Below are 21,256 nucleotides of genomic sequence, written 5' to 3'. Positions count from 1 at the left end.
TCAGGCCCGCAGCGCCGCGCGCAGGCCCGGCTCGACGGCGTCGGCGATGGCGGCGTAGCCCGCGTCGTTGGGGTGGAAGTGGTCGGCGGCCAGCCGGCCGCGCCACGACGTCGGACCGGTCTCGCGCAGGTCGAGCATGACGATCCGGCCGGTCGCCGCCGCCCGCTCGACGTGGGCGTTGGCCAGGTCGGCCGCCCGGGTCGGCTGGGGCAGCGTCATCACGACCGTCCCGGCCGGGACCTCCTCGACCAGCCGCGCCCACGACCGCTCGAGCCGGGCCCGCACGGCGCGGCCGCCGAAGAGGTCGTTGGACCCGACCATCACGGTCACCACGTCGTCGGGGCGCCGCCCGACCGCGGCCAGGGCGGGCAGCTGCTGGTCGAGCACGTCGTCGGTGCGGGCGCCGGTGGCGGAGAGGTTGAGCACCTCGAGGCGGTCGCCGGTCGCCGCCAGCCGGTCGGCCAGCTGGCCGACCCAGCCGCGGTCGGGGGCGGTGGCGCCGACGCCCTGCGACATCGAGTCACCGAGCACGACCCACCGCCGACGACCCGAGCCGCCGGGCCGGGCCAGGACCTCGCGGTTGTGCGCGCGCCAGGCGTCGGCGTACGGCTCGGCCTGGGCCCACACCCGGCGCACGCCCGGCAGCACCACCCCCGCCGTGCGGACCAGGCGACCCGGCGGGCGGCCGGTGCGGTTGTCGTAGTCGAGGCTCACGCGCGCCCCGGGGTGCGCTCCGGGTCGAGCAGCTGGGCCAGGTGCACCGAGGGCCGGTCGCGCAGGTCGGCGACCTGGGTGCGGCAGGAGAACCCGTCGGCGAGCACGACCGCGTCGGGGGCTGCGTCGAGGGCGGGCAGCAGCTGCTGCTCGGCGACCTTGACCGAGACCTCGTAGTGGCCGAGCTCGACACCGAAGTTGCCGGCGAGCCCGCAGCAACCGGCGAGCCGGGTGACCATCGCGCCGGTCGAGGCGAGCAGGTCGGCGTCGGCCTGCCAGCCCATGACGGCGTGGTGGTGGCAGTGCGGCTGCGCCACGACCGAGGTGCCCGAGAGGTCGGGGGCGGTCCAGCCCGGCGTCCGGGCGAGCAGCTCGGCCAGCGTGACGGTGGCGCCGGCGACGGCCTCGGCGTCGGGGCCGGGCACGAGCTCGAGCACGTCGGAGCGCAGCACACCCGTGCACGACGGCTCCATGCCCACGATCGGGGTCCCCGCGCGGGCCGCCGTCGCCAGCGAGGCGACCGTGCGGCCCAGGATCTTCTTGGCCGCGTCGAGCTGGCCGGTGGTGATCCAGGTCAGGCCGCAGCACAACCGCTCGTCGGGCAGCCGGGGCGCGTAGCCCGCCGCCTCGAGCACCCGCACCGTCGCGGCGGCGACCTCGGGGTCGAAGGAGTCGCTGAACGAGTCGACCCACAGCACGACCGGTGTCCCGGTCGTGCGGCCCGAGCCCGACCCCGTCCACGACCGCCGGAACGGTCGGCGGGCGAAGGCCGGCACCGACCGCCGCCGCTCGACCCCGGCCAGCCACAGCGCGAGCCGGCCGAGCACCGGCAGCCGGACGGCCAGGTTGGCCAGGCGCGGCGTGCGCTCGGCGATCCGGGCCCAGAACGGCAGCCGCCCGAGCGTGTAGTGCGAGCGCGGCCGCAGCCGGCGCCGGTAGGTCTGGTGCAGCGCCTCGGACTTGTACGTCGCCATGTCGACGCCCGTGGGGCAGTCGGAGGCGCAACCCTTGCACGACAGGCACAGGTCGAGCGCGTCGTGCACGGCCGGGTCGGACCACGCCATCTCCCCGCGCACGACCTCCTGCAGCACGCGCGCACGGCCGCGGGTGGAGTCCTTCTCCTCGCGCGTGGCCAGGTAGGAGGGGCACATCACGCCGCCGGCGGCGGAGTTGTCGGCGCGGCACTTGCCGACGCCGGTGCAGCGGTGCAGGGCCTGGGCCAGGTCGCCGTCGTCGTGCGGGTAGGCCATCGCGAGCTTCCGGCGGAAGGGCGGCACCCCGGCCACGCGCACGTCGGCGTCCACCGGGTCGGGGTCGACGAGCACGCCGGGGTTGAGCAGGTCGTCGGGGTCGAAGGCGTGCTTGATGCCGGCAAACATGGCCAGCGCCTCCGGCGAGTACAGGTGCGGCAGCAGCTCCGAGCGCGCGCGGCCGTCGCCGTGCTCGCCCGACAGCGACCCGCCGTACTCCCCCACCAGCTTGGCCGCGTCGACCAGGAACGACCGCAGCACCTGGGTGCCGTCGGGCCGGTCGAGCGGCAGGTCCAGCCGCACGTGCATGCAGCCGTCGCCGAAGTGGCCGAAGGGCGCCGAGGTCATCCCGTACGACGACACCAGCTCGTCGAAGCGGGCCAGGTAGGAGCCGAGCATCGCGGGCGGGACGGCGGCGTCCTCCCACCCGGGCCAGGCGGGCCGCTCGGAGGGGGCACGACCGGCCAGGCCGGCGCCGTCCTCGCGGATGCGCCACAGCCGCGCCTGCACGAGCGGGTCGGGCACGACGAGGGCGTCGACGCCGAGACCGGCCGCGGCGAGCCGCTCGGCCCGGGCGACCACCTCGTCCCGGTCGTCGCCGGCCAGCTCGACGAACAGCCACGCGCGCCCCTCGGGCAGCGGCGGCACCGCACCCTCGCCGCGGCGGGCGCGCAGCACGCCGAGCAGCCGGGAGTCGAGGCCCTCGCACGAGGTCGGGCCGTGCTCGACCACGGCCGGGGCGGCCTCGCCGGCGGCGACGATGTCGTCGAACCCGAGCACCACGACGACCCGCACCGGCGCGTCGGTGACCAGCCGCACCGTGGCCTCGGTGACCACGGCCAGCGTGCCCTCCGAGCCGACCAGCGCCGGCGTCAGGTCGAACCGCTCCGGCAGCAGGTGGTGCGCGGCGTAGCCCGAGACCTGCCGGCCGAAGCGGTCGAGCTCGGTGCGCGCCGTGGCCAGGTGGCGCGCCATCACCTCGCGCACCGACGCCAGCACCGCGTCGCCGCCCTCGACGACCGGCCGGCCCGCGCCGTCGTACGACGTCACGAGCTGCTCGCCCGAGGCGAGGAGCATCCGCAGCCCGGCGACGTTGTCGCTGGTGCGGCCGTAGGCCAGCGAGCGCGAGCCGCAGGCGTTGTTGCCGATCATGCCGCCGACGGTGCAGCGCGGATGGGTGGAGGGGTCGGGCCCGAACCGCACGCCGTGCGGCGCGACCGCCTTCTGCAGCACCGCGTGCACCGTGCCGGGCTCGACGACGGCGGTGCGGGCCTCGGGGTCGACCGAGAGCACCCGGTTGAGGTGGCGGGAGAAGTCGAGGACGATGCCGCGGCCGACCGCGTTGCCGGCCACCGACGTGCCGCCGCCGCGCGAGGTCAGCGGCACCCCGGTCTCGCGGGCCACGGCCAGGGCGGCCGCGACCTCGTCGACGTGCCGCGGCCGGACGACGGCCAGCGGCGGGATCCGGTAGAGCGAGGCGTCGGTGGAGTACATCGCCCGGGTGCCCGGGTCGTCGAGCACCTCGAGCCCGGCGGCGCGCAGGGCCGCGGTCACGTCGTGGCCCACCGTGGGCTCCATCGTCGCAGTCACGAGTAGCATGTTACTCGTGCGCCTAGAGCTCCCCGACGACGCGGCGTCGCTGACCGACGCCGTGGTCGCCGCCGTGCGCGACGGCGTGCAGCGCGGCGAGCTGGTCCCGGGGCCGACGTACTCGGTCTACCGGCTGGCCGACGCCCTCGGCACCTCCCGGAGCCCCGTCCGCGAGGCCGTGCTGCGGCTGGCCGAGGTCGGCCTGGTCGAGATCGCCCGCAACCGGGGCTTCCGCGTCGTGGTCCCGGGTGCCCGCGAGGTCGAGGAGATCTTCGAGGTCCGCCTCGCCCTCGAGCCGCCTGCCGCGGCCCGGGCCGCCGAGCGCGGCTGCCCCGACGCCGCCGACCTCCTGGCGACCATGGCCGCGGCCGCCACCGCGGGCGACGAGCCCGCCTTCTGGGCCGCCGACCGCGCCCTGCACCACGCCCTCCTCGTCGCGGCCGGCAACCGCCGTGCCGCCGGCATCGTCGAGCAGCTGCGCGCCACCACCGCGCTCCTCGGCCCGCCGACGACGGCCACCGGCCGCACGCTGGCCGAGATCCACGCCGAGCACGCCCCGATCGTCGCCGCCGTGGCGGCCGGCGACCCCGACGCAGCGGCCGCGGCCATGCGCGACCACCTGCGTCGTACGGCGGCCCTGCTCGCCCGCGAAGGGGCGGGGACGCCCGTCACGTAGCCAAGGTCACACCCTCGACCACCCCTGCGGGTTTTGCACTCGACCCCGCGCAAGTGCAAACTGCACTCCATGCTCAAGAGTGCAAAACGTGACCGCGCGGCGACGTCGCAGCGCATCACGCTGTGCGCCCTGCGCCTGGCCGACGAGCGGGGGCTCGACGGGTTCACCATGGACGAGCTGGCCGAGGCCGCCGAGGTCTCGCGCCGCACGCTGTTCAACTACTTCCCGGGCAAGCTCGACGCCGTGCTCGGGGAGTGGCCGGCCCTCGCCGACGACGACGTCGAGCGGTTCCGGTCCGGCGGCCCCCACGGAGACCTGCTGGCCGACCTGCGCGTGCTCGTCATGCCGCTCCTCGGCGACGACGAGGTCGACCGCGAGCTGCTCGTGGCGACCCGCCGGGTGCTGCGCGCCAACCCGCGGCTGCTCGGCTCGGTCCACCAGCGCTACGAGGACCTCAGCACCGAGGTCGTCGGGCACATCACCGCCCGCGACACCGCCCGCGACGGCTCGCTCGGCAAGTCCGGCGCCAAGGTCGCGGTCACCCTCCTGGCCGCGCTCTTCGACGCCGCCCTCGACTCCTTCATCGACGACCCGCGCGACCGCGCCTTCACCCACCACTTCGACCAGAGCCTGCACACCGCCCGGTCGCTGCTCGGCGCCTGACACCCGCTCACCCGCAGACCCCACCAGGAGCCCTCCCATGGCCACCCACCTCTACCGCCTCGGCAAGCTCGCCTTCCGCCGCTGGCCCGCGTTCCTCGCCGGCTGGATCGTGCTGCTCGTCGCCCTCGGCGGTCTCGCGGCCGCCTTCTCCAAGCCGAGCACCGACGCGTTCACCATCCCCGGCATCCCCTCGGAGGAGGCGGCCGACCTCCAGGCCGAGCTCTTCCCCGGCTCCAAGAGCGCGTTCGACCAGGCCACGGTCAACGTCGTCGTCGCCGCCCCCGAGGGCCAGCGGCTCGACCAGGCGCCGTACGCCGCCGCGGTGGGCGACCTGGTCTCGCAGCTCGCCGACGGGCCGCAGTTCCCCGCCGACTTCGCCTCGCCCGAGGCCCAGGAGGCGCTCGACCCCGTCAGCGCGCTCGCCGGGCCCGCGCCCGAGGGCGCCGCGGCGACGTTCGCCAACGCCTCGGCCGACGGCCGCATCGGCGTCATCAGCTACGCCTTCGACGCCGCGACCACGACCGACGTCGAGCCCGAGGCCCGCGAGGCCGTCCTCGACGCCATGGCCCAGGCCCGCGAGAGCGGCCTCGAGGTCGAGGCCAACGGCCAGGGCATGGCCGAGTTCGCCCCGCCCGGCGGCACGGCCGAGCTCATCGGCATCGGCATCGCCCTCGTCGTGCTCGTGCTGACCTTCGGGTCCCTGGTCGCGGCGGGCCTGCCGATCCTCTCGGCCCTGTTCGGGGTCGGCATCGGCCTGGCCGGCATCACCGCCCTGTCGGCGGTCGCCGACCTCGGCTCCAGCGCGCCGATCCTGGCCACGATGATCGGCCTCGCGGTCGGCATCGACTACTCGCTGTTCATCCTGGCCCGCTACCGCAACGAGCTCGAGCACACCGAGGACCGGGAGGAGGCCGTCGGCATCGCCGTCGGCACGGCGGGCTCGGCGGTGGTCTTCGCCGGCCTGACCGTCCTCATCGCGCTCGCCGCGCTGTCGGTCGTTCGCATCCCCTTCCTCACCACCATGGGCCTGGCGGCCGCGGCCACCGTGCTGCTCGCCGTGCTCGTCGCGCTCACCCTCCTGCCGGCCGTGCTCGGGCTGCTGCGCCGCCGCGCCTTCGGGGGCCAGGTACGCCGCTACGCCCCGACGCGCGAGGCCGACGGCAAGGTCCTCAACAACGGCGTCCGCTGGGCGCGGCTGGTCGGCCGGGCCCCCGTCGCCTTCGCCCTGCTCGTGGTCGTCGGCCTCGGCGCGCTGGCGATCCCGCTGAAGGACCTCTACCTCGCCTTCCCGACCGACAGCACCGCCGCGAGCGACACCACCCAGCGCAAGGCCAGCGACCTGCTGACCGAGGGCTTCGGACCCGGCCGCGAGGCGCCGTTCCAGCTGGTCGTCGACGGTCGTGGCATCACCGACGACCAGCAGCGGCAGCAGGCCTTCGACGACGTCGTCTCCTGGGCCGAGGGCCAGGACGGCGTCCAGGCCGCGGCCGACGCCACCGCACTCAGCGGGGGCGCCGCGGCCGAGGGCCAGGAGGGCCAGCAGGGCGGCCAGGGCGGCGGCGAGCAGGGCCAGGCCGCCCCCGGCGGCCAGGCGGAGGCCGCGCAGGTGCCGCCGGGCACGACCGCGCTCGTCGTGCCGTCGTACGGCCCCGACGACCCGCGCACCAAGAGCCTCCTGGAGGCCCTGCGCTCCGGTGAGGGCGACATCGAGCAGCAGACCGGCACCGTCATCGGCATCACCGGCCTGACCGCCATCACCACCGACGTCTCCGACCGCCTCAACGGCGCGCTGCCGATCTACCTCGCGGTCGTCGTCGGCCTGGCGTTCCTGCTGCTGATGATCGTCTTCCGCTCGATCCTGGTGCCGCTGACCGCGACGTTCGGGTTCGTGCTCTCGGTCCTGGCGACGCTCGGCGTGACCGTGCTGATCTTCCAGGAGGGCGCGCTCGGCCTGATGGAAGGCCAGCCGATCGTCAGCTTCATCCCGATCTTCCTCATCGGGGTCGTCTTCGGCCTGGCCATGGACTACCAGGTCTTCCTGGCCAGTCGGATGCGCGAGGCCCACGTCCACGGCGCCTCGACCCGCGAGGCGGTGGTCGACGGCTTCCGCAGCTCGGCCCGCGTGGTCGCCGCGGCGGCGGTCATCATGACCGCGGTCTTCTCCGGCTTCGTGCTCGAGGACGACGCGATCATCAAGTCGATCGGCTTCGCGCTCGCCGCCGCCGTCGTGCTCGACGCGTTCGTCGTCCGGATGGTGCTGATCCCGGCGCTGATGTACCTCATGGGCGACAAGGCGTGGTGGCTCCCCCGCTGGCTCGACCGCCTCCTCCCCGACGTCGACGTCGAGGGCGAGAAGCTGCAGCGGGCCACGCCCGGCAAGCACGTCGCCGAGCCCGAGCCGGAGCTCGCCGGCCGCTGACCCGCTGACGCGGGTGCTCGCGGCCCAGCCGCGTCCACCCGCGTCGGTACCGCGTCAGTACCCCGGCCGGGCGACCCGCAGGCGGCGGGCGCCGGACCGCAGCACCCGCGTGGCCGCCGACGCACCGACGCCGACCGTGCCGGCGACGGCGCGGGCACCGGTGTCGACGGTGCGGGCGAGGGCGGAGACGGGGTCCTGGTCGCTGGACTGGTCGTCGAAGGAGCCGTGGGCGCCGCGGTCCTCGGTGTCGTCGAGCGGGGCGAAGAGGTTGGAGCCGGCGTCGGGGTGGGTCGGACGGTCGGTCTGCTGGGACTCGATGCCGTTGCGCGCGAGGTAGCGGTCGAGGAACCACGGCGCGACGCGGCCACCCAGGACCGTCTGCACGGTGCCGAGGCCGACCCAGGAGTTCCGTCGGGGGTGCTCGGCGGCGTAGCGCACCATCCGCGCGCACACCTCGGGCTGCACCAGCGGCGGCACGGGCATCGGGTGGCCGGGCATCTTGTTGAGGTTCCAGCCGAACTGCGGCGTGTTCACGCCGGGCAGGGTCACGAGGTCGACCGTGACGTGGCTGCCCTCGGCCCGCAGCTCGGTCACCACCGACTCGGTGACCCCCTTGATCGCGTGCTTGGCACCGCAGTACGCCGACTGGAGCGGGATGGCGCGGTGGGCCAGCGCCGAGGACACGTTGACGATCGAGCCCCGGTCGCGCGGTCGCATGTGACGCAGCGCGGCGCGCAGGCCGTTCACCTGGCCGTAGTAGGTGACGGCCGTGATGCGCTCGAACTCCTCGGGCGTGGTGTCCCAGAAGCGGGCCAGGGCGCCGACGAAGGCGTTGTTGACCCACACCTCGACGGGTCCGAGCTCGTCCTCGACGCGCTCCGCGGCGGCGTCGATCGCCTCCCGGTCGGAGACGTCGCAGCGGATGGCCAGGCAGCGCCGGCCGAGCGCCACGACCTCGGCCCGCGTGGCCTCGAGGCCCGCCGCGCCGCGGGCGAGCACGGCGACGTCGTACCCGGCGCCGGCCAGCTCGCGCACCGTCGCCCGGCCGATGCCCGCCGTGCCGCCGGTGACCACGGCCACGCCGGGCCCGGTGCGAGGGACGTCTGGTTCCTGGACTGGGGAGGTCATCCTCCGACCCTGACCGAGCCCCGTCGGGCCTCGCCCCACCCGCGGGGACGCCCCCGCCGGGCCCCGGCCCTGCTCGGCCCCTGGCCACCTGGTTGGACGTCCGACTAATCTGGTAGGAAGTCCAACCAGTTGCCGTCACCAGGAGCGCCCGTGGCCGACCTCCACGTCCCGACCAACCCCGTCCGGCTCGTGACGGCCTCGAGCCTGTTCGACGGGCACGACGCCTCGATCAACATCATGCGGCGGATCTTCCAGAGCCAGGGCTGCGAGGTCGTCCACCTCGGCCACAACCGCTCGGTCCAGGAGGTCGTCGACGCCGCGATCGAGGAGGACGTGCAGGGCGTGGCGGTCTCGTCCTACCAGGGCGGCCACGTGGAGTACTTCGAGTACCTCGTCGCGTCCCTGCGCGAGCGCGGCGCCGGCCACGTCAAGGTCGTCGGCGGCGGGGGCGGCGTCATCGTCCACGACGAGATCCAGCGGCTGCGCGCCAGCGGCGTGACGATCTTCAGCCCCGAGGACGGCCAGCGGCTCGGCCTCGCCGGGATGATCAGCACCGTCGTCCGCGACTGCGACACCGACCTGTGGGCCCAGCGGGCGGTCGGCGCCGAGGAGGTCCTCAGCGGTGACCGCACCGCCGTGGCCCGGGCCATCACCGGCGCCGAGCTCGGTCGGCTGCCCGACGACGTGCTGACGGCGATCCGCGAGGCCGCCGGCCGCTCGACCGCCCCGGTGCTCGGCATCACCGGCACCGGCGGCTCCGGCAAGTCCTCCCTGACCGACGAGCTCGTCCGCCGCTTCCGCGTCGACCAGCACGACAAGCTCCGCATCGCGGTCGTCGCGGTCGACCCCACCCGCCGCAAGGGCGGCGGCGCGCTGCTCGGCGACCGCATCCGGATGAACTCCCTCGACGGCGACCGCGTCTACTTCCGCTCGCTGGCCACCCGCGGCGCGCACGAGATCCCCGCGTGCCTGCCCGACGTCATCGCCACGCTGCAGGCGGCCGGCTTCGACCTCGTCGTGGTCGAGACCCCCGGCATCGGCCAGGGTGACGCCGCGATCGTGCCCTACGTCGACGCCTCGCTCTACGTGATGACGCCCGAGTTCGGCGCCGCCTCCCAGCTGGAGAAGATCGACATGCTCGACTTCGCCGACGTGGTGGCCATCAACAAGTTCGAGCGCCGGGGCGCGGCCGACGCGCTGCGCGACGTGGGGCGCCAGCTGGTGCGCAACCGCGAGGCGTTCGGCCAGCAGCCCTCCGACATGCCGGTCTTCGGCACCTCGGCGGCCCGGTTCGCCGACGACGGCGTGACCGCCCTCTACCAGCACCTGCGCGACCTGCTGGCCGAGCACGGCCTGCCCGTCGACGAGGGCACGCTCGCCCCGGTCGAGGGCCGCACGTCCTCCGAGATCCACCCCAGCATCCCGGGCGAGCGGGTCCGCTACCTCGCCGAGATCGCCGCCACCGTGCGCGACTACCACGCCGAGACCGACGTGCTGGTCGAGCAGGCCCGCCGGGTCCAGCGTCTCGACCTCACGCTGCCCGAGCTCGAGGGCCCGGCCCGCGAGCAGGTCGAGACCCTGCTCGCCGACGCCCGTGACGACCTCCCCCGCGCGGTCCGCGACCAGCTCGCGGGCTGGTCCGACGTCGTCGAGTCCTACTCCGGCGAGGAGCAGGTCGTCGTGGTCCGCGACCGCGAGATCCGCACGACCCTGGTCCGCGAGTCGCTGAGCGGCAACCGCATCCCGCGCGTCGCGCTGCCGGCGTACGACGACCACGGCGAGCTGGTGCGCTTCTGGCGCCGCGAGAACCTCCCGGGCTCCTTCCCCTTCACCGCGGGCGTCTTCTCGTTCAAGCGCGACGGCGAGGACCCGGCCCGGATGTTCGCCGGCGAGGGCGACCCGGCGCGCACCAACCGCCGGTTCAAGGTGCTCTCCGCCGACGGCGAGGCCACCCGCCTGTCGACCGCGTTCGACTCGGTCACCCTCTACGGCCGCGACCCCGACGAGCGTCCCGACATCTACGGCAAGGTCGGCACCTCCGGCGTCAGCGTCGCGACGCTCGACGACATGAAGGTCCTCTACGACGGCTTCGACCTGCTCGCCCCGTCGACGAGCGTGTCGATGACGATCAACGGCCCCGCCCCGACCGTGCTGGCCTTCTTCCTCAACACCGTGCTCGACCAGGCCCGCGAGCGCGGCGTCGACGACGCCACCGCCTTGGCCACCGTGCGCGGCACGGTGCAGGCCGACATCCTCAAGGAGGACCAGGGCCAGAACACCTGCCTGTTCTCCACCGAGTTCTCGCTGCGGATGATGGCCGACATCCAGGAGTGGTTCATCGAGCACCAGGTGCGCAACTTCTACTCCGTCTCGATCTCGGGCTACCACATCGCCGAGGCGGGGGCCAACCCCATCAGCCAGCTCGCGTTCACGCTGGCCAACGGGTTCACCTACGTCGAGTCCTACCTCGCCCGCGGCCTCGACATCGACGACTTCGCGCCCAACCTGTCGTTCTTCTTCTCCAACGGCATGGACCCCGAGTACACCGTCATCGGCCGGGTCGCCCGCCGCATCTGGGCGGTGGCGATGCGCGAGCGGTACGGCGCGAGCGAGCGCTCCCAGAAGCTGAAGTACCACGTGCAGACCTCCGGCCGGTCCCTGCACGCGCAGGAGATGGACTTCAACGACATCCGCACCACGCTGCAGGCGCTCATCGCGATCTACGACAACGCCAACTCCCTGCACACCAACGCCTACGACGAGGCGGTCACCACCCCGACCGAGGAGTCCGTGCGCCGCGCGCTGGCCATCCAGCTCATCATCAACCGTGAGTGGGGCCTGGCCATGAACGAGAACCCCCTCCAGGGCTCGTTCATCGTCGACCAGCTCACCGACCTGGTCGAGGAGGCGGTGCTGCGGGAGTTCGAGGCGATCAGCGAGCGCGGCGGCGTGCTGGGCGCGATGGAGACCGGCTACCAGCGCGGCCGCATCCAGGACGAGTCGATGCTCTACGAGCACCGCAAGCACGACGGCTCGCTGCCCATCGTCGGCGTCAACACGTTCCTCAAGCCGGCCCGCGACGACGACGACGGCACCCCGCAGCACGTCGAGCTGGCCCGGGCCACCGAGGAGGAGAAGTCCTCCCAGCTGCGCCGGGTCCGCGCCTTCCAGGAGGACCACGCCACCGACGCCGAGGCCGCGCTGGCCCGCCTCAAGGAGTCCGCCACCTCCGGCGAGAACGTCTTCGCCGTGCTCATGGACGCCGCCCGTGTCTGCTCCCTGGGCCAGGTCACCGAGGCCTTCTTCGAGGTCGGGGGCGCCTACCGCCGCAACGTCTGAGGCTCGTCCTCCGCGGCCCTCGGGCTCCGCGAGGGGCGCGCCCCCGGCCTCAGCCCCGGTCGGCGCGCCGGGGGTCGTGGTAGCGCTGCTGGAGCAGCGCGACCCGGTCGAGCTCGGAGGCACTGGCGCGGAACGCTCCCATCATCTGCTCGCGCATCTCGCCCAGCTGGGCCTGGGCCTCCTGCGGGCTCGGCGCCTCGGGCGCCCGGATGCCGAGGCCCTCGATGAGGTCGAGGGTCTTGGCGCTGAGGTCCTGGGAGGCCTCGGCGATGGCCGCCTTGATCTCCCGCGAGACGATCTCGGAGGGCTGGCGCAGGGCCCGCGGATCGATCTCGAGGTCCTGGAGGCCCTGCTGGGTCCAGGTCACCCGGATCCACCCGTCGGCCCCCCGGCCCTCGCCGACGAGGGCCGCCAGCTCGGGCTCGGCGTCGCGGAAGGACCCGAGCTGCCGCTCGGTCGCGGCCATGTCCTGCTCGGCCTTGTCCAGGAAGCGGTAGAGCTGGTCCAGGGCGTCCATCGAGGTCTCCTGTGCGCGGGGGATCGGAACACCGGGAAGGTACCGCCGGGAGGGCCGACCAAACCCCCGACGTTTGGGCACGCGGCGGACCGGACAACCGAGGAGGACCGACGAAGGGACAACCATGAGCAGCCAAGTACGGGTCGACCCCGCCTCCCTGCGCCGCCTGGCCGGCGACCTCGACGACGTGGTCTCCGCCCTGGCGTCCGCGCAGAGCTCCATCACCGGCTCGGAGGTCAGCGCCGACACCTTCAGCCCGGCCGGGGAGATCCTGGCCTACGTCTTCGCCGCCTCGATCGAGTACGCCGGCACCGACGCGTTCGAGCAGGCCGCGCAGGTCGGCTCCATCCAGGACCGGCTCTTCCGGACCGCGGACCAGTGGGAGGCCGCCGAGGAGGCCTCCACCGTCCGCGAGGTCTGAGCGGCCGCCCCTCCCCCGACGAACGACGAGACGAAGGAGACGACATGGGAGTCGACGCAGGCATCGAGGCCGCGGTCCGGGTCAACCAGGGCTTCTGCATCTACGCCGGGTGCTTCCCGATCAACGTGGTCCCACCGCCCCTGCCCATCAGCGCCGACCTGGCCCTGACCGCAGCGGCGTCGCGGGTGCCCGCCATCAACACCGCCGCCACCGGCATCCTCGGCAGCGGCACCCACGGCGACGGCGTGCCCGGGTACGGCATCACCAGCAACCGGAAGAAGTTCCTCGGTGGCGGCCTGCCCGGTGGCCGCCTGAAGCTCAACACCGCCACCGCGTGGATGATGGACGACGGTCTCGGCGGCCCGTTCGCCCTCCACGAGTCGGCCGAGATGTGGGCCGACGCCGCCCGCCAGCTCGGGGAGGCCCGCGGTCGGCTCGAGTCCCTGGTCTCGAGCCTCGGCTCGGACCAGTGGAGTGGTGACGACCGCGACGCGTTCGAGGTGGAGGTGCAGCAGCTCGCCCTCCAGATCGGGGACGCCCAGACCTTCGCCGAGGTGGTCTCCGGCACCCTGCGCGCCGCGGCGATCGCGCTGGGCGTCTGGCCCGTGGGCTGCACGGTGGTCGGGGCGATCCAGTTCGCCAACGCGAGCCTGTTCTACGCCGCCGTGGCCAGCATCGTCGGCAACCTCGGCCCGTCGCAGGCGGTCTACGCCCAGGGCCTGGCGTCGTCGGTGCTGTGCAACCGCAACTTCTCCTACGGCCTGATCGCGCTCAAGGTCGCCCTCGGGGCGTGTGCCGCCGTCATCACCGGGGCCGGGGTCGTCCAGGCCATCGACCAGGGGCAGCACGGCGACGGCGACGCCACCGCCGACCTGACCCGCGCGGTCGTCGACATGGCCGTCACCCAGGGCGCCAACAACCTGCTCTCCAGCGGCCTCGACGTGTTCACGGGCAACCTGGAGACCGCCGACAAGGTCTTCAACCCCCAGGAGTACCTCGGGGCCAACAACAACCGCATGGACGAGCTGCTCGACCAGCACCTGGGCGACCTCACCGAGCGGCTGGGCGACGAGGCCGGCCAGGCCGTCGTGCCCGACGAGGGTCCCGACACCGGGCCCTACAGCGGCGGGTGACCGGCGTCGGTGACGTGGTCACGGCCCGGGCAGCTTCGCGAGCTGCCCGGGCTGTCGTGGTGTCCCCGGGGTGGTGGGGACCTGCCCGACTTGGCCGCTGAACCGCTGGTCCTGGGCGCTGGCCTCAGGTGCCCTGGGCCTCGCTGAGGATCGCGGCGGCGAACAGGAACACCACCACGACGACGATCGGGAGCCAGCCGAGCACCATGCCGGCGATGGCCATGCCGCGGCCCTGCTGGCGCGGGTGGCGCTTGATCTGCCCGAGCGCGACGTGACCCAGCACGACGGCGATGATCGAGCCGCCGCAGAGACCGACGACGAGCGAGGCGATGGCCAGCCCGTTGGTCGAGACCGGCTCGTGCTCGCGGGCGACCGCGTCGCGCTGCTCGGCCTCCTCCTCGGCGGCGAGCTCCTCGGCGACCCCCTGCAGCTCCCACGGCAGGTCGTCGACGGGCTCGGGTGCACGCTCGGAGGTCATGGGGGCACGCTGCCCTGGGGCGTGACCGCCGACACCCTGGTCCGGACCACCCGTGGTCCCACTACGGTCGGGCGGGTGAGCAGCCTGCCTGGCATCGACGAGGTCCGGAGCCTCCCGGCGTACTTCGAGATGACCGTCCCCGAGGACTACATCGACGTCAACGGACACATGAACATCACCCGCTACTTCGACCTCGGGGCCTGGGCCCCGTGGAAGCGGGTGGAGGAGCTGGGCGTCGACGAGTCCTACCTGACCGAGCGGCGGATGTCGTTCTTCACCGTCGAGCACCACATCCGCTACCTCGGCGAGCTGCGGCTCGGCGACCCGCTGTCGGTGCGGCCGGCGTTCGTGGGCCGGGCCGGCAAGGCGCTGCACGGCATCTCCTTCATCGTCGACGAGTCCCGCGACGTCATCGCCTGCACGATGGAGATCCTCTACGTGCACGTCTCGCTCGACGAGCGCCGCGCGGTGCCGGTGCCCGACGACGTCGCCGCCGCGCTCGACGCCGACATCGCCACCACTGCCTGGGCCGCCGACGCGGCGACCGGCCTGACCCTGCGGCGCTAGGAGACGACGTGCGACGCCTCCGCCGCGGACCGACCGACCTCGGCTCCTGGGCCGCCGACCTCACGCCCCGCCTGGGGTCCGCGGTCCACGGCGCCGCGCGCGGTCTCCTCGCCGACCAGCGTCCGGGCGAGGTGGTGGGCCTGGGCCTGTGGACCGACGCCGACTGCGTGACCATCGCCATGGGTGCCTGCACGCGCGCGCACCTGGCCGAGCTGGTCTCGGCCGACCCGGACGACCCGACCTGCTACCGGTGGGCGCCCCAGGAGTGGGACCTGGAGGACGACGCCGAGGACCCCGACGCACCCCTGGCGCCCGTGGCGGCCGAGCTGCAGGTGGCGGGCGACCGGTTCGGGGCCGACGACGCGGGGCTCGCCGCCTACCGCCGGGTCGTGCCCGACCTGCTCGCCGGGAGCCTGCTGCCGCTGCGCACCGACGGCACCCTGGACGACCACCCCGACCTCGTCCTCGTCGTCGAGGTGGGCGACGAGCTCCGGCGCGAGGACGCGGAGCGGTGGGTCCGGATGCTCGACCCGCCGGCGGCTGCGGCGGAGCTCGCCCGGTGGGCCGCGGCCGAGGAGGAGCCATGAGCGTGGACGACCTCGGCACCCGCCTCGACCTGGACCGCCCGGTCGGACGGGTGGTCAGCCTGGTCCCGTCGCTGACCGAGGCGCTGGTCTCGATCGAGCCCGGCGCCGTGGTCGGTGCGACCGCCTGGTGCACCCACCCCGCCGACCTCGACGAGCGCGGGGTCACCCGGGTGCGCGGCACCAAGAACCCCGACCTCGCCGCGATCCGCGCCTTGACCCCCGACGTGGTGGTGGCCAACAAGGAGGAGAACCGGGAGCTCGACGTACGCCGACTGCGGGAGTCGGGCGTGCGGGTGTGGGTCACCGAGATCGAGACCGTGCCCGACGCGGTGGCCTCGATGGAGCGGCTCGTCGACGCCCTGGGCTGGACCCGGCCGCCCTGGCTGGCCGAGGCGCGGCGGCTGTGGTGCGGACCGCTGACCCCGGTGACCCGCCGGGTCGTCGTACCGGTGTGGCGGGACCCGTGGATGGTCGTGGGGTCGCGGACGTTCACCACCGACCTGCTGCGACGGCTCGGCTGGGCCAACGTGGTGGCCGAGCAGCGGCCCGACGGCGACCGCTACCCGACCCTGGCGCTCGGGGAGGTCGACGGCGCGGGCGCCGACGTGGTGCTGCTGCCCGACGAGCCCTACGTGTTCACCGCCACCGACGGGCCCGAGGCGTTCACCCGCACCCCCACCGAGCTGGTGAGCGGACGCCTGCTCACCTGGTACGGCCCCTCCCTCGTCGAGGCCGCCCGGCTCGCGCGCTGACCCGTCGGCCGGGCACCCCGGCCCGACTCAGCAGTCGACGCTGACGTCGGTGGCGCGCACCAGGCGGGGCAGGTCGACGTCGTCGCCGGGACGGCCGGTGGCCCACCACATCCGCAACCCGCGGCCCTTCACCTCGACGGTCGCCAGGTTGTTGTCGAACCAGGGGCCTTCGACGATGCTCCAGCCGAACGGCGCGTCGGGGACCTTGCGGAGCCGCTTGAGCCCGAGGCCGATGGGACCGGCGAGGCCGTAGACCAGCACGGCGGTGGCGAAGCGCCACTTGCGCGAGAGCGGGTTGCGGATCGGGGAGCAGACGGCCTGCATGATCCGGCTGTGCACGCCCTCGGGCGGCTCCACCGCCGCGAGGTAGGAGTGGTGGACGTCGCCGGAGAGGAAGGTGATCGTCGCCGGCGGACGTCCGCGCTCGCCGCGGCCAGTCTCCAGGACCATCTGCGCGATCGCGCCGAAGCCGGCCTGGAAGGCGCCCCAGTGCTCGAGGTCGACGGTCTGGCGCAGCCACTCCCCCACCCGACGGCCGCGCTCGCCGGCGTACCCGCCGCCGGCGAGGACCTCGCTGAACGCCTCGACGTAGTGCAGGCCGGTGCCCAGCAGGTAGGGCAGCGAGGTGGCCAGGAACAGGTGGTCGACGTCGCCGCGGACCTGCTCGTCGACCCAGGCGCGCTCGTCGTCGTCGAGCATGTCGCGGGCGTCGGGGTCGAGCACGCGCGCGGCGCGCGAGTCGACGACCACCAGCCGGGCCTGGGTGCCCAGCTCGCGGGCGTAGGACCAGCGGTAGCACGTGGGGTCGCGGTCGACCCGGTCGGCGAGGTCGTCCAGCAGCGGTCCGGCGTCCCAGCCGGGCTCGTCGGAGTGGGCCTGGATCTCGCGCCACACCTCGTCCTCGGCCAGCTCGGCGGGCGAGAGGTTGCCGGCGTGCTGGTAGACCCAGTACGACGCCAGGCCGGCCACGATCCGGTCGTGCCACCACGAGGTGGCGTTCATCTCCTGCTTCCACGACGCCGAGGTGTTCCAGTCGTCGCGGACGTCGTGGTCGTCGAAGATCATCAGGCTGGGCAGCGTCGAGAGCAGCCAGCGGTTGACCGGGTCGCTCCAGGCCAGCAGGTAGAGGTGAGCGTACTCCTCGTAGTCCTTCAGCTCCTTGCCCGGCGGCTCGTCGAGGGAGCGGCGGGCGGCGATGAAGTCGTGCATCGCCTTCGTCGTCTCGTCGGCGTACACCTGGTCGCCGAGGAAGACCACGAGGTCGGGCCAGCGGGGGGTGTCGCCGTCGGGGTCGTCGGCCTCGCGCGGCGAGCGGCCGGCCATCCGCAGCGCGTAGGCCCGCAGCGCGTCGATGCCGTGGACGTCGTTGTCGGCCTTGGTGTGGCCCACCGAGGTGCGGCACGAGCCGTAGGCCAGGCGCAGCGGCTTGGCGTGGTCGAGGGTCGGCACGACCGACGGCGGCAGCGAGGAGTCCGGGGGCGGCCAGCAGCGCTCGCCGTCGACGTCGACGGTGTAGGGGTGGTGGCGCCCCTTGTCCAGGCCGTCGAGGCAGACCAGGGCGTAGTGGTGGCCGTGGACGGCGAACGTCGGCACCTCGGTGCGGCGCTCGTCGGCGTCACCGGGGTCGGTGGTCACCCGCACCCGGCCGGGCCCGTCAGTCTCGACCCAGATCGTCGCGGACGTCTCGTCGACGTGGCGCAGCAGCGGGCCCAGGAGGAGGTCGGCCATCAGGTGGCCATGAAGAGGATCATCTCGCGCTCGTACTCACGGCCGGGGTGCTGCGCCGCGAGGTGGGTCTGGGCCTTCTCGACGAGGTCGTCCTCGTCGGCGCCACGGATCTCCTCGCCGCAGGGGCAGCGCAACAGGGTCTTCACCGGGCATGCCTACCAGGTAGGGCGGAGCGCGGGAAGCAGCCGGTCAGTCACCCGGCCACTCGCCTGTCCAGCGCTGGAAGGCCCGCGCCGACCCGCGCTGGAACAGGGCCTTGACCACGGCGAAGATCGCGCCCTGGACCAGGGCGGTGATGACGATCTCCCGCAGCCGGTACTCCGACTCCAGCGGCTTGGGCGGGTCGTCGGAGTCGACGGGGATCACCTTGGTGGCGACCTTCTGGAAGATCTGCCGGGCCACGATCGCCGAGAGCAGCGAGCCGACGATGCCCCACGGCTTGTAGAGGATCTTGGCGGACTTGCTGCTGCGGTCCTCGATCTTGGCCCGAGGCGTCCGGCCGCTCACGAGCGCACCTTCTTGACGACCTTGACCACCACGAGGACGGCGACGAGCGCGCCCACCGCGGCCGCGGCGTACGTCGCGGCCTGGGTGGCCTGCTGCTTGCGCTCGGTGAGCCGGTCACCGAGCTGGTCGACGGTGTCGGCGAGCTCGGCGCGCGTCTGCTCGATCTCGGCCTGGATCTGCTCCGGCGACGGTGAGCCGCCCTTCTTCTCCTCGCTCACGACCGGTGTCCCTTCAACGTCTCGACGTCCTCCTTGACCCCGGCGACCGCCCGCTCCGGGGCAGGCGGCGTGGCGGCGGCGACCTTCTTCTTGCCGACCAGCGCGGCGATGCCGGCCGCGACCAGCACCACGACGGTCACGATGAGCGAGGCCAGCCAGGCGTCGACGGCCTGCGCGAGGCCGAGCACGGCGGTCGCGAGGACCAGGCCGACGCCGTACAGCCCGAGGACGCCGGCGGCGCCGAAGCCCGCGACGCCGACCCCGGCCTGCTTGACCTTCTGCGAGGTCTCGGCCTGGGCGAGGCGCAGCTCGTCGCGCACCAGCTGGCGGGACTGGTCGCCGAGCCGCGAGAGCAGCTCGGCGGTGCTGGGCTCGGTGGCCCCCGAGTGATCGACCATGGGGTCGAAACTAGGGAGGGCCAGGGTCCGCAGGACCACCCCTACGGGCCCGCGGGTGCCACCCCTTGCGGTGGACGTCCGGCCCCGGGAGCGTGGCTACGTTCGAGGACATGGCTACGAGCAACGGCAAGCTTCGCTACACCACCCCCGGGCTGGAGGCCGCCGACGCCGAGCGCGTCGTGGCGATCCTCCAGGACCGGCTCGACGCGGCCAACGACCTCCACCTCACGCTCAAGCACGTGCACTGGAACGTCGTCGGTCCCCACTTCATCTCCGTGCACGAGATGATCGACCCGCACGTCGACGAGGTCCGCGGCTTCGCCGACGACCTCGCCGAGCGCATCGCGACCCTCGGCGGCTCCCCGCAGGGCACGCCGGGCGGCCTGACCCAGCGCCGCAGCTGGGACGAGTACTCCATCGGTCGGGCGACGACGCAGGAGCACCTCGGTGCCCTCGACGTCGTCTACCAGGGCGTGATCACGAGCTACCGCGAGAACATCCAGGAGCTCGACGACCTCGACCTGGTCACCCAGGACATGCTGATCGCCCAGACCGACAAGCTGGAGCTGTTCCACTGGTTCGTCCGGGCGCACCTGGAGGACAAGGGCGGCAACCTCTCGACGGCCGACGCCCACAGCGAGCAGGAGGCGGCCGCAGCCGCCGGCTGACCCCTCACCGAGCCCTCACCACGGGCGACGACGGCCCGCCGACCACCCGGTCGGCGGGCCGTCGTCGTGCTGGCTCGGTGCCTCCGTGCTGGCTCCGTGCCCCCGTGCTGGGCTCCGCGTTCAGGCGGAGCGGGGCCGCAGGTCGACCGGCTGGCCGTCGGTGGGGAACGGCAGCGAGTGGTTGTTGAGCGGCGCGACGTACGACGGGTCGACGCGCCACTCCCAGCCCCGCAGGAGCTGGTGCATGATCGCGCTGACCTCCAGGCCGGCGAAGACCATGCCGAGGCACTTGTGCACGCCGCCGCCGAACGGCTCCCACGCGAAGCGGTGGCTCTTGTCCTCGCGCCGCTCGGGCGAGAACCGCTCGGGGTCGAAGCGCTCGGGGTCGGTCCACAGCTCGGGCATCAGGTGGGAGAACTGCGCGGCGACGATGACGAAGCGGCCCTCGGGGATGCGCACGCCCTCGACCACGACGTCCTTGACCGTACGGCGCACGACGACCGGCACGGGGGCCCGCAGCCGCAGGCTCTCCTTCATCACCAGGTCGAGCGAGGTCAGCCCGTCGAGCTCGGCCATGGTCGGCCGGGGCCCCAGGGCCAGCGACTCGGCGCGGCAGCGGTCCTGCCACTCGGGGTGCTGGCCGAGGAGCTGCATCATCGTCGAGAGCGTGGTGGTCGAGGTGTCGTGGGCGGCCATCATCAAGAAGACCATGTGGTTGACGACGTCGTCGTCGCTGAAGCGCTCGCCGTCCTCGCTCTGGACGTGGCACAGCTGGGAGAACAGGTCGTCGCTGACCCGCGCCCGGCGTGACGGCAGGTAGTGGCGCAGCCACTCCTCGAGCACCCGGCGGCCCCGGTGGGCGCGACCCCAGCGGGTGAAGGGCAGGTCCTTGCGGACGATCGCACCGGCGCTCTGGACGCAGTCGATGAAGGCCTGGTTGACCGCGTCCATCTCCTGCGGCGTCGCGTCCTCCGCGCCCCCCATGAAGATGTCGGCCGCGACGTCGAGGGTCAGCTGCTTGAGCGCCGGGTAGACCTCGAAGCCGGGCCGCTCGGCCGGCCACGCCGCCAGGCCCCGCTCGACGGCGGGGTGCGTGCGGGCGACGTACCCCTCGAGGCGGGGGCGGGTGAACGCCTCCTGCATGATCCGCCGGTGCAGCTTGTGCTCGTCGAGGTCGAGCAGCATCAGGCCGCGGTCGAAGAACGGGCCGACCAGCTGCGACCAGGCCGGGCCGTTGACGAAGGCCTTGGTGGGGTTGGTCAGTGCGGCCTGGCAGGCGTCGGGACCGAGCAGCATCACCCACTCCTCGCCGAGACCGCGCAGCGGCGCCACGGGTCCGTAGTGCTCCCACTGGTGCCGGAAGAGCGAGACCGGGTCCTTGGCGTAGACCAGGGCGCGGCCGAGGACCGGCAGGCCCCGGTCCTCGCGCCGGACGGCGGGCAGCTCGACGACGGGTGCGGCGGAGGTCACATACAGACTGTACGCAAGTGGACGCGTCCGGCG

The 21,256-nt window shown here is 73.7% G+C and carries 21 protein-coding genes; 10 read left to right on the top strand and 11 right to left on the bottom strand.

Annotated features, from left to right (window positions below; genetic code table 11):
* Both FJQ57_RS17005 and FJQ57_RS17000 read right to left on the bottom strand, forming a co-directional pair.
* Positions 1–714, bottom strand: a complete 714-nt coding sequence (locus FJQ57_RS17005; protein WP_139982623.1) for an SGNH/GDSL hydrolase family protein — start codon at positions 712–714, stop codon at positions 1–3.
* Complete coding sequence (locus FJQ57_RS17000; protein WP_211349044.1) at positions 711–3,563, bottom strand: FAD-binding and (Fe-S)-binding domain-containing protein; 2,853 nt, start codon at positions 3,561–3,563, stop codon at positions 711–713. Before FJQ57_RS17000 ends, FJQ57_RS17005 begins: the two co-directional genes overlap by 4 nt.
* A 7-nt stretch (positions 3,564–3,570) precedes the next feature.
* Between FJQ57_RS17000 and FJQ57_RS16995 the strand changes: the two genes are divergently transcribed.
* The 3 genes from FJQ57_RS16995 (at position 3,571) to FJQ57_RS16985 (ending at position 7,312) form a co-directional block, all read left to right on the top strand.
* Entirely contained in the window at positions 3,571–4,230 is a 660-nt protein-coding gene (locus tag FJQ57_RS16995; RefSeq protein ID WP_211349042.1) for a GntR family transcriptional regulator, read from the top strand.
* Positions 4,231–4,299: 69 nt separating this feature from the next.
* Positions 4,300–4,893: a TetR/AcrR family transcriptional regulator gene (locus FJQ57_RS16990; RefSeq protein ID WP_139982619.1), complete on the top strand. Its 594-nt coding sequence runs from the start codon at positions 4,300–4,302 to the stop codon at positions 4,891–4,893.
* A gap of 37 nt (positions 4,894–4,930) precedes the next feature.
* A complete protein-coding gene (locus tag FJQ57_RS16985) occupies positions 4,931–7,312 on the top strand; it encodes an MMPL family transporter (RefSeq protein ID WP_139982617.1) in 2,382 nt (793 codons plus the stop codon).
* A gap of 54 nt (positions 7,313–7,366) precedes the next feature.
* Here FJQ57_RS16985 and FJQ57_RS16980 read toward each other — a convergent pair whose 3' ends face one another.
* The gene (locus FJQ57_RS16980) at positions 7,367–8,440 is read right to left on the bottom strand and encodes an SDR family oxidoreductase (RefSeq protein WP_139982615.1); all 1,074 of its coding nucleotides are present in this window, start codon (positions 8,438–8,440) and stop codon (positions 7,367–7,369) included.
* Positions 8,441–8,590: 150 nt separating this feature from the next.
* Here FJQ57_RS16980 and icmF point away from each other — a divergent pair, with 150 nt between their 5' ends.
* Positions 8,591–11,779, top strand: a complete 3,189-nt coding sequence (gene icmF / locus FJQ57_RS16975) for a fused isobutyryl-CoA mutase/GTPase IcmF (protein ID WP_139982613.1) — start codon at positions 8,591–8,593, stop codon at positions 11,777–11,779.
* A gap of 49 nt (positions 11,780–11,828) precedes the next feature.
* Here icmF and FJQ57_RS16970 read toward each other — a convergent pair whose 3' ends face one another.
* Positions 11,829–12,296: a YbaB/EbfC family nucleoid-associated protein gene (locus tag FJQ57_RS16970; RefSeq protein ID WP_170219485.1), complete on the bottom strand. Its 468-nt coding sequence runs from the start codon at positions 12,294–12,296 to the stop codon at positions 11,829–11,831.
* 124 nt (positions 12,297–12,420) lie between these two features.
* Here FJQ57_RS16970 and FJQ57_RS16965 point away from each other — a divergent pair, with 124 nt between their 5' ends.
* Both FJQ57_RS16965 and FJQ57_RS16960 read left to right on the top strand, forming a co-directional pair.
* Positions 12,421–12,717 carry a type VII secretion target gene (locus tag FJQ57_RS16965; RefSeq protein WP_139982609.1) on the top strand — a complete coding sequence of 99 codons (297 nt, stop codon included), beginning with the start codon at positions 12,421–12,423 and terminating at the stop codon, positions 12,715–12,717.
* A 44-nt stretch (positions 12,718–12,761) separates the two neighbouring features.
* On the top strand, positions 12,762–13,850 hold the full coding sequence (locus FJQ57_RS16960) for a WXG100 family type VII secretion target (protein WP_139982607.1): 1,089 nt from the start codon (positions 12,762–12,764) through the stop codon (positions 13,848–13,850).
* 124 nt (positions 13,851–13,974) lie between these two features.
* Here FJQ57_RS16960 and FJQ57_RS16955 read toward each other — a convergent pair whose 3' ends face one another.
* Entirely contained in the window at positions 13,975–14,328 is a 354-nt protein-coding gene (locus FJQ57_RS16955) for a DUF4190 domain-containing protein (protein WP_139982605.1), read from the bottom strand.
* Positions 14,329–14,403: 75 nt separating this feature from the next.
* On the opposite strand from FJQ57_RS16955, the gene FJQ57_RS16950 reads away from it, so the two are divergent.
* The 3 genes from FJQ57_RS16950 to FJQ57_RS16940 are packed head-to-tail and all read left to right on the top strand — an operon-like array spanning position 14,404 to position 16,234.
* Positions 14,404–14,895 (top strand): thioesterase family protein, encoded by a 492-nt coding sequence (locus tag FJQ57_RS16950; RefSeq protein ID WP_139982603.1) that lies wholly within the window; start codon positions 14,404–14,406, stop codon positions 14,893–14,895.
* Positions 14,896–14,903: 8 nt separating this feature from the next.
* Positions 14,904–15,482: a DUF4303 domain-containing protein gene (locus FJQ57_RS22655; RefSeq protein WP_170219484.1), complete on the top strand. Its 579-nt coding sequence runs from the start codon at positions 14,904–14,906 to the stop codon at positions 15,480–15,482.
* Positions 15,479–16,234 carry a helical backbone metal receptor gene (locus FJQ57_RS16940; protein ID WP_139982599.1) on the top strand — a complete coding sequence of 252 codons (756 nt, stop codon included), beginning with the start codon at positions 15,479–15,481 and terminating at the stop codon, positions 16,232–16,234. The genes FJQ57_RS22655 and FJQ57_RS16940 overlap by 4 nt, the downstream gene beginning before the upstream one ends.
* Before the next feature lie 27 nt (positions 16,235–16,261).
* Here the strand turns inward: FJQ57_RS16940 and FJQ57_RS16935 are convergent, their stop codons facing one another.
* From FJQ57_RS16935 to FJQ57_RS16915, 5 genes are read right to left on the bottom strand one after another with little or no spacing between them, the layout of a single operon-like run.
* The gene (locus FJQ57_RS16935) at positions 16,262–17,962 is read right to left on the bottom strand and encodes a DUF7800 domain-containing protein (RefSeq protein WP_139982597.1); all 1,701 of its coding nucleotides are present in this window, start codon (positions 17,960–17,962) and stop codon (positions 16,262–16,264) included.
* Positions 17,962–18,108, bottom strand: a complete 147-nt coding sequence (locus FJQ57_RS16930) for a DUF1059 domain-containing protein (RefSeq protein ID WP_139982595.1) — start codon at positions 18,106–18,108, stop codon at positions 17,962–17,964. Before FJQ57_RS16930 ends, FJQ57_RS16935 begins: the two co-directional genes overlap by 1 nt.
* Before the next feature lie 43 nt (positions 18,109–18,151).
* The gene (locus tag FJQ57_RS16925) at positions 18,152–18,469 is read right to left on the bottom strand and encodes a DUF4235 domain-containing protein (RefSeq protein WP_246081871.1); all 318 of its coding nucleotides are present in this window, start codon (positions 18,467–18,469) and stop codon (positions 18,152–18,154) included.
* The gene (locus FJQ57_RS16920; protein WP_139982593.1) at positions 18,466–18,687 is read right to left on the bottom strand and encodes a DUF3618 domain-containing protein; all 222 of its coding nucleotides are present in this window, start codon (positions 18,685–18,687) and stop codon (positions 18,466–18,468) included. The genes FJQ57_RS16925 and FJQ57_RS16920 overlap by 4 nt, the downstream gene beginning before the upstream one ends.
* Complete coding sequence (locus FJQ57_RS16915) at positions 18,684–19,085, bottom strand: phage holin family protein (RefSeq protein WP_139982591.1); 402 nt, start codon at positions 19,083–19,085, stop codon at positions 18,684–18,686. Before FJQ57_RS16915 ends, FJQ57_RS16920 begins: the two co-directional genes overlap by 4 nt.
* 110 nt (positions 19,086–19,195) lie before the next feature.
* Here FJQ57_RS16915 and FJQ57_RS16910 point away from each other — a divergent pair, with 110 nt between their 5' ends.
* Positions 19,196–19,753, top strand: a complete 558-nt coding sequence (locus FJQ57_RS16910; RefSeq protein WP_139982589.1) for a Dps family protein — start codon at positions 19,196–19,198, stop codon at positions 19,751–19,753.
* A gap of 120 nt (positions 19,754–19,873) precedes the next feature.
* On the opposite strand, the gene FJQ57_RS16905 is transcribed toward FJQ57_RS16910, so the two are convergent.
* Positions 19,874–21,223, bottom strand: coding sequence for a cytochrome P450 (locus tag FJQ57_RS16905; RefSeq protein ID WP_139982588.1), 1,350 nt, complete (start codon positions 21,221–21,223; stop codon positions 19,874–19,876).
* Between the last annotated feature and the right edge of the window lie 33 nt (positions 21,224–21,256).

The sequence above is a fragment of the Nocardioides litoris genome (assembly GCF_006346315.1).
Classification (GTDB): domain Bacteria; phylum Actinomycetota; class Actinomycetes; order Propionibacteriales; family Nocardioidaceae; genus Nocardioides; species Nocardioides litoris.
Note: the sequence above shows the minus strand (reverse complement) of the source record. Positions and strands in the feature narration are given on the sequence as shown.

Bases quoted from the DNA above. Each gene is read 5' to 3' on its own strand.
- FJQ57_RS17000 (WP_211349044.1), bottom strand. From the start codon at position 3,563: ATGCTACTCGTGACTGCGACGATGGAGCCCACGGTGGGCCACGACGTG.
- FJQ57_RS16990 (WP_139982619.1), top strand. From the start codon at position 4,300: ATGCTCAAGAGTGCAAAACGTGACCGCGCGGCGACGTCGCAGCGCATC.
- FJQ57_RS16985 (WP_139982617.1), top strand. From the start codon at position 4,931: ATGGCCACCCACCTCTACCGCCTCGGCAAGCTCGCCTTCCGCCGCTGG.
- FJQ57_RS16980 (WP_139982615.1), bottom strand. From the start codon at position 8,440: ATGACCTCCCCAGTCCAGGAACCAGACGTCCCTCGCACCGGGCCCGGC.
- FJQ57_RS16970 (WP_170219485.1), bottom strand. From the start codon at position 12,296: ATGGACGCCCTGGACCAGCTCTACCGCTTCCTGGACAAGGCCGAGCAG.
- FJQ57_RS16965 (WP_139982609.1), top strand. From the start codon at position 12,421: ATGAGCAGCCAAGTACGGGTCGACCCCGCCTCCCTGCGCCGCCTGGCC.
- FJQ57_RS16960 (WP_139982607.1), top strand. From the start codon at position 12,762: ATGGGAGTCGACGCAGGCATCGAGGCCGCGGTCCGGGTCAACCAGGGC.
- FJQ57_RS16955 (WP_139982605.1), bottom strand. From the start codon at position 14,328: ATGACCTCCGAGCGTGCACCCGAGCCCGTCGACGACCTGCCGTGGGAG.
- FJQ57_RS16940 (WP_139982599.1), top strand. From the start codon at position 15,479: ATGAGCGTGGACGACCTCGGCACCCGCCTCGACCTGGACCGCCCGGTC.
- FJQ57_RS16935 (WP_139982597.1), bottom strand. From the start codon at position 17,962: ATGGCCGACCTCCTCCTGGGCCCGCTGCTGCGCCACGTCGACGAGACG.
- FJQ57_RS16915 (WP_139982591.1), bottom strand. From the start codon at position 19,085: ATGGTCGATCACTCGGGGGCCACCGAGCCCAGCACCGCCGAGCTGCTC.
- FJQ57_RS16910 (WP_139982589.1), top strand. From the start codon at position 19,196: ATGGCTACGAGCAACGGCAAGCTTCGCTACACCACCCCCGGGCTGGAG.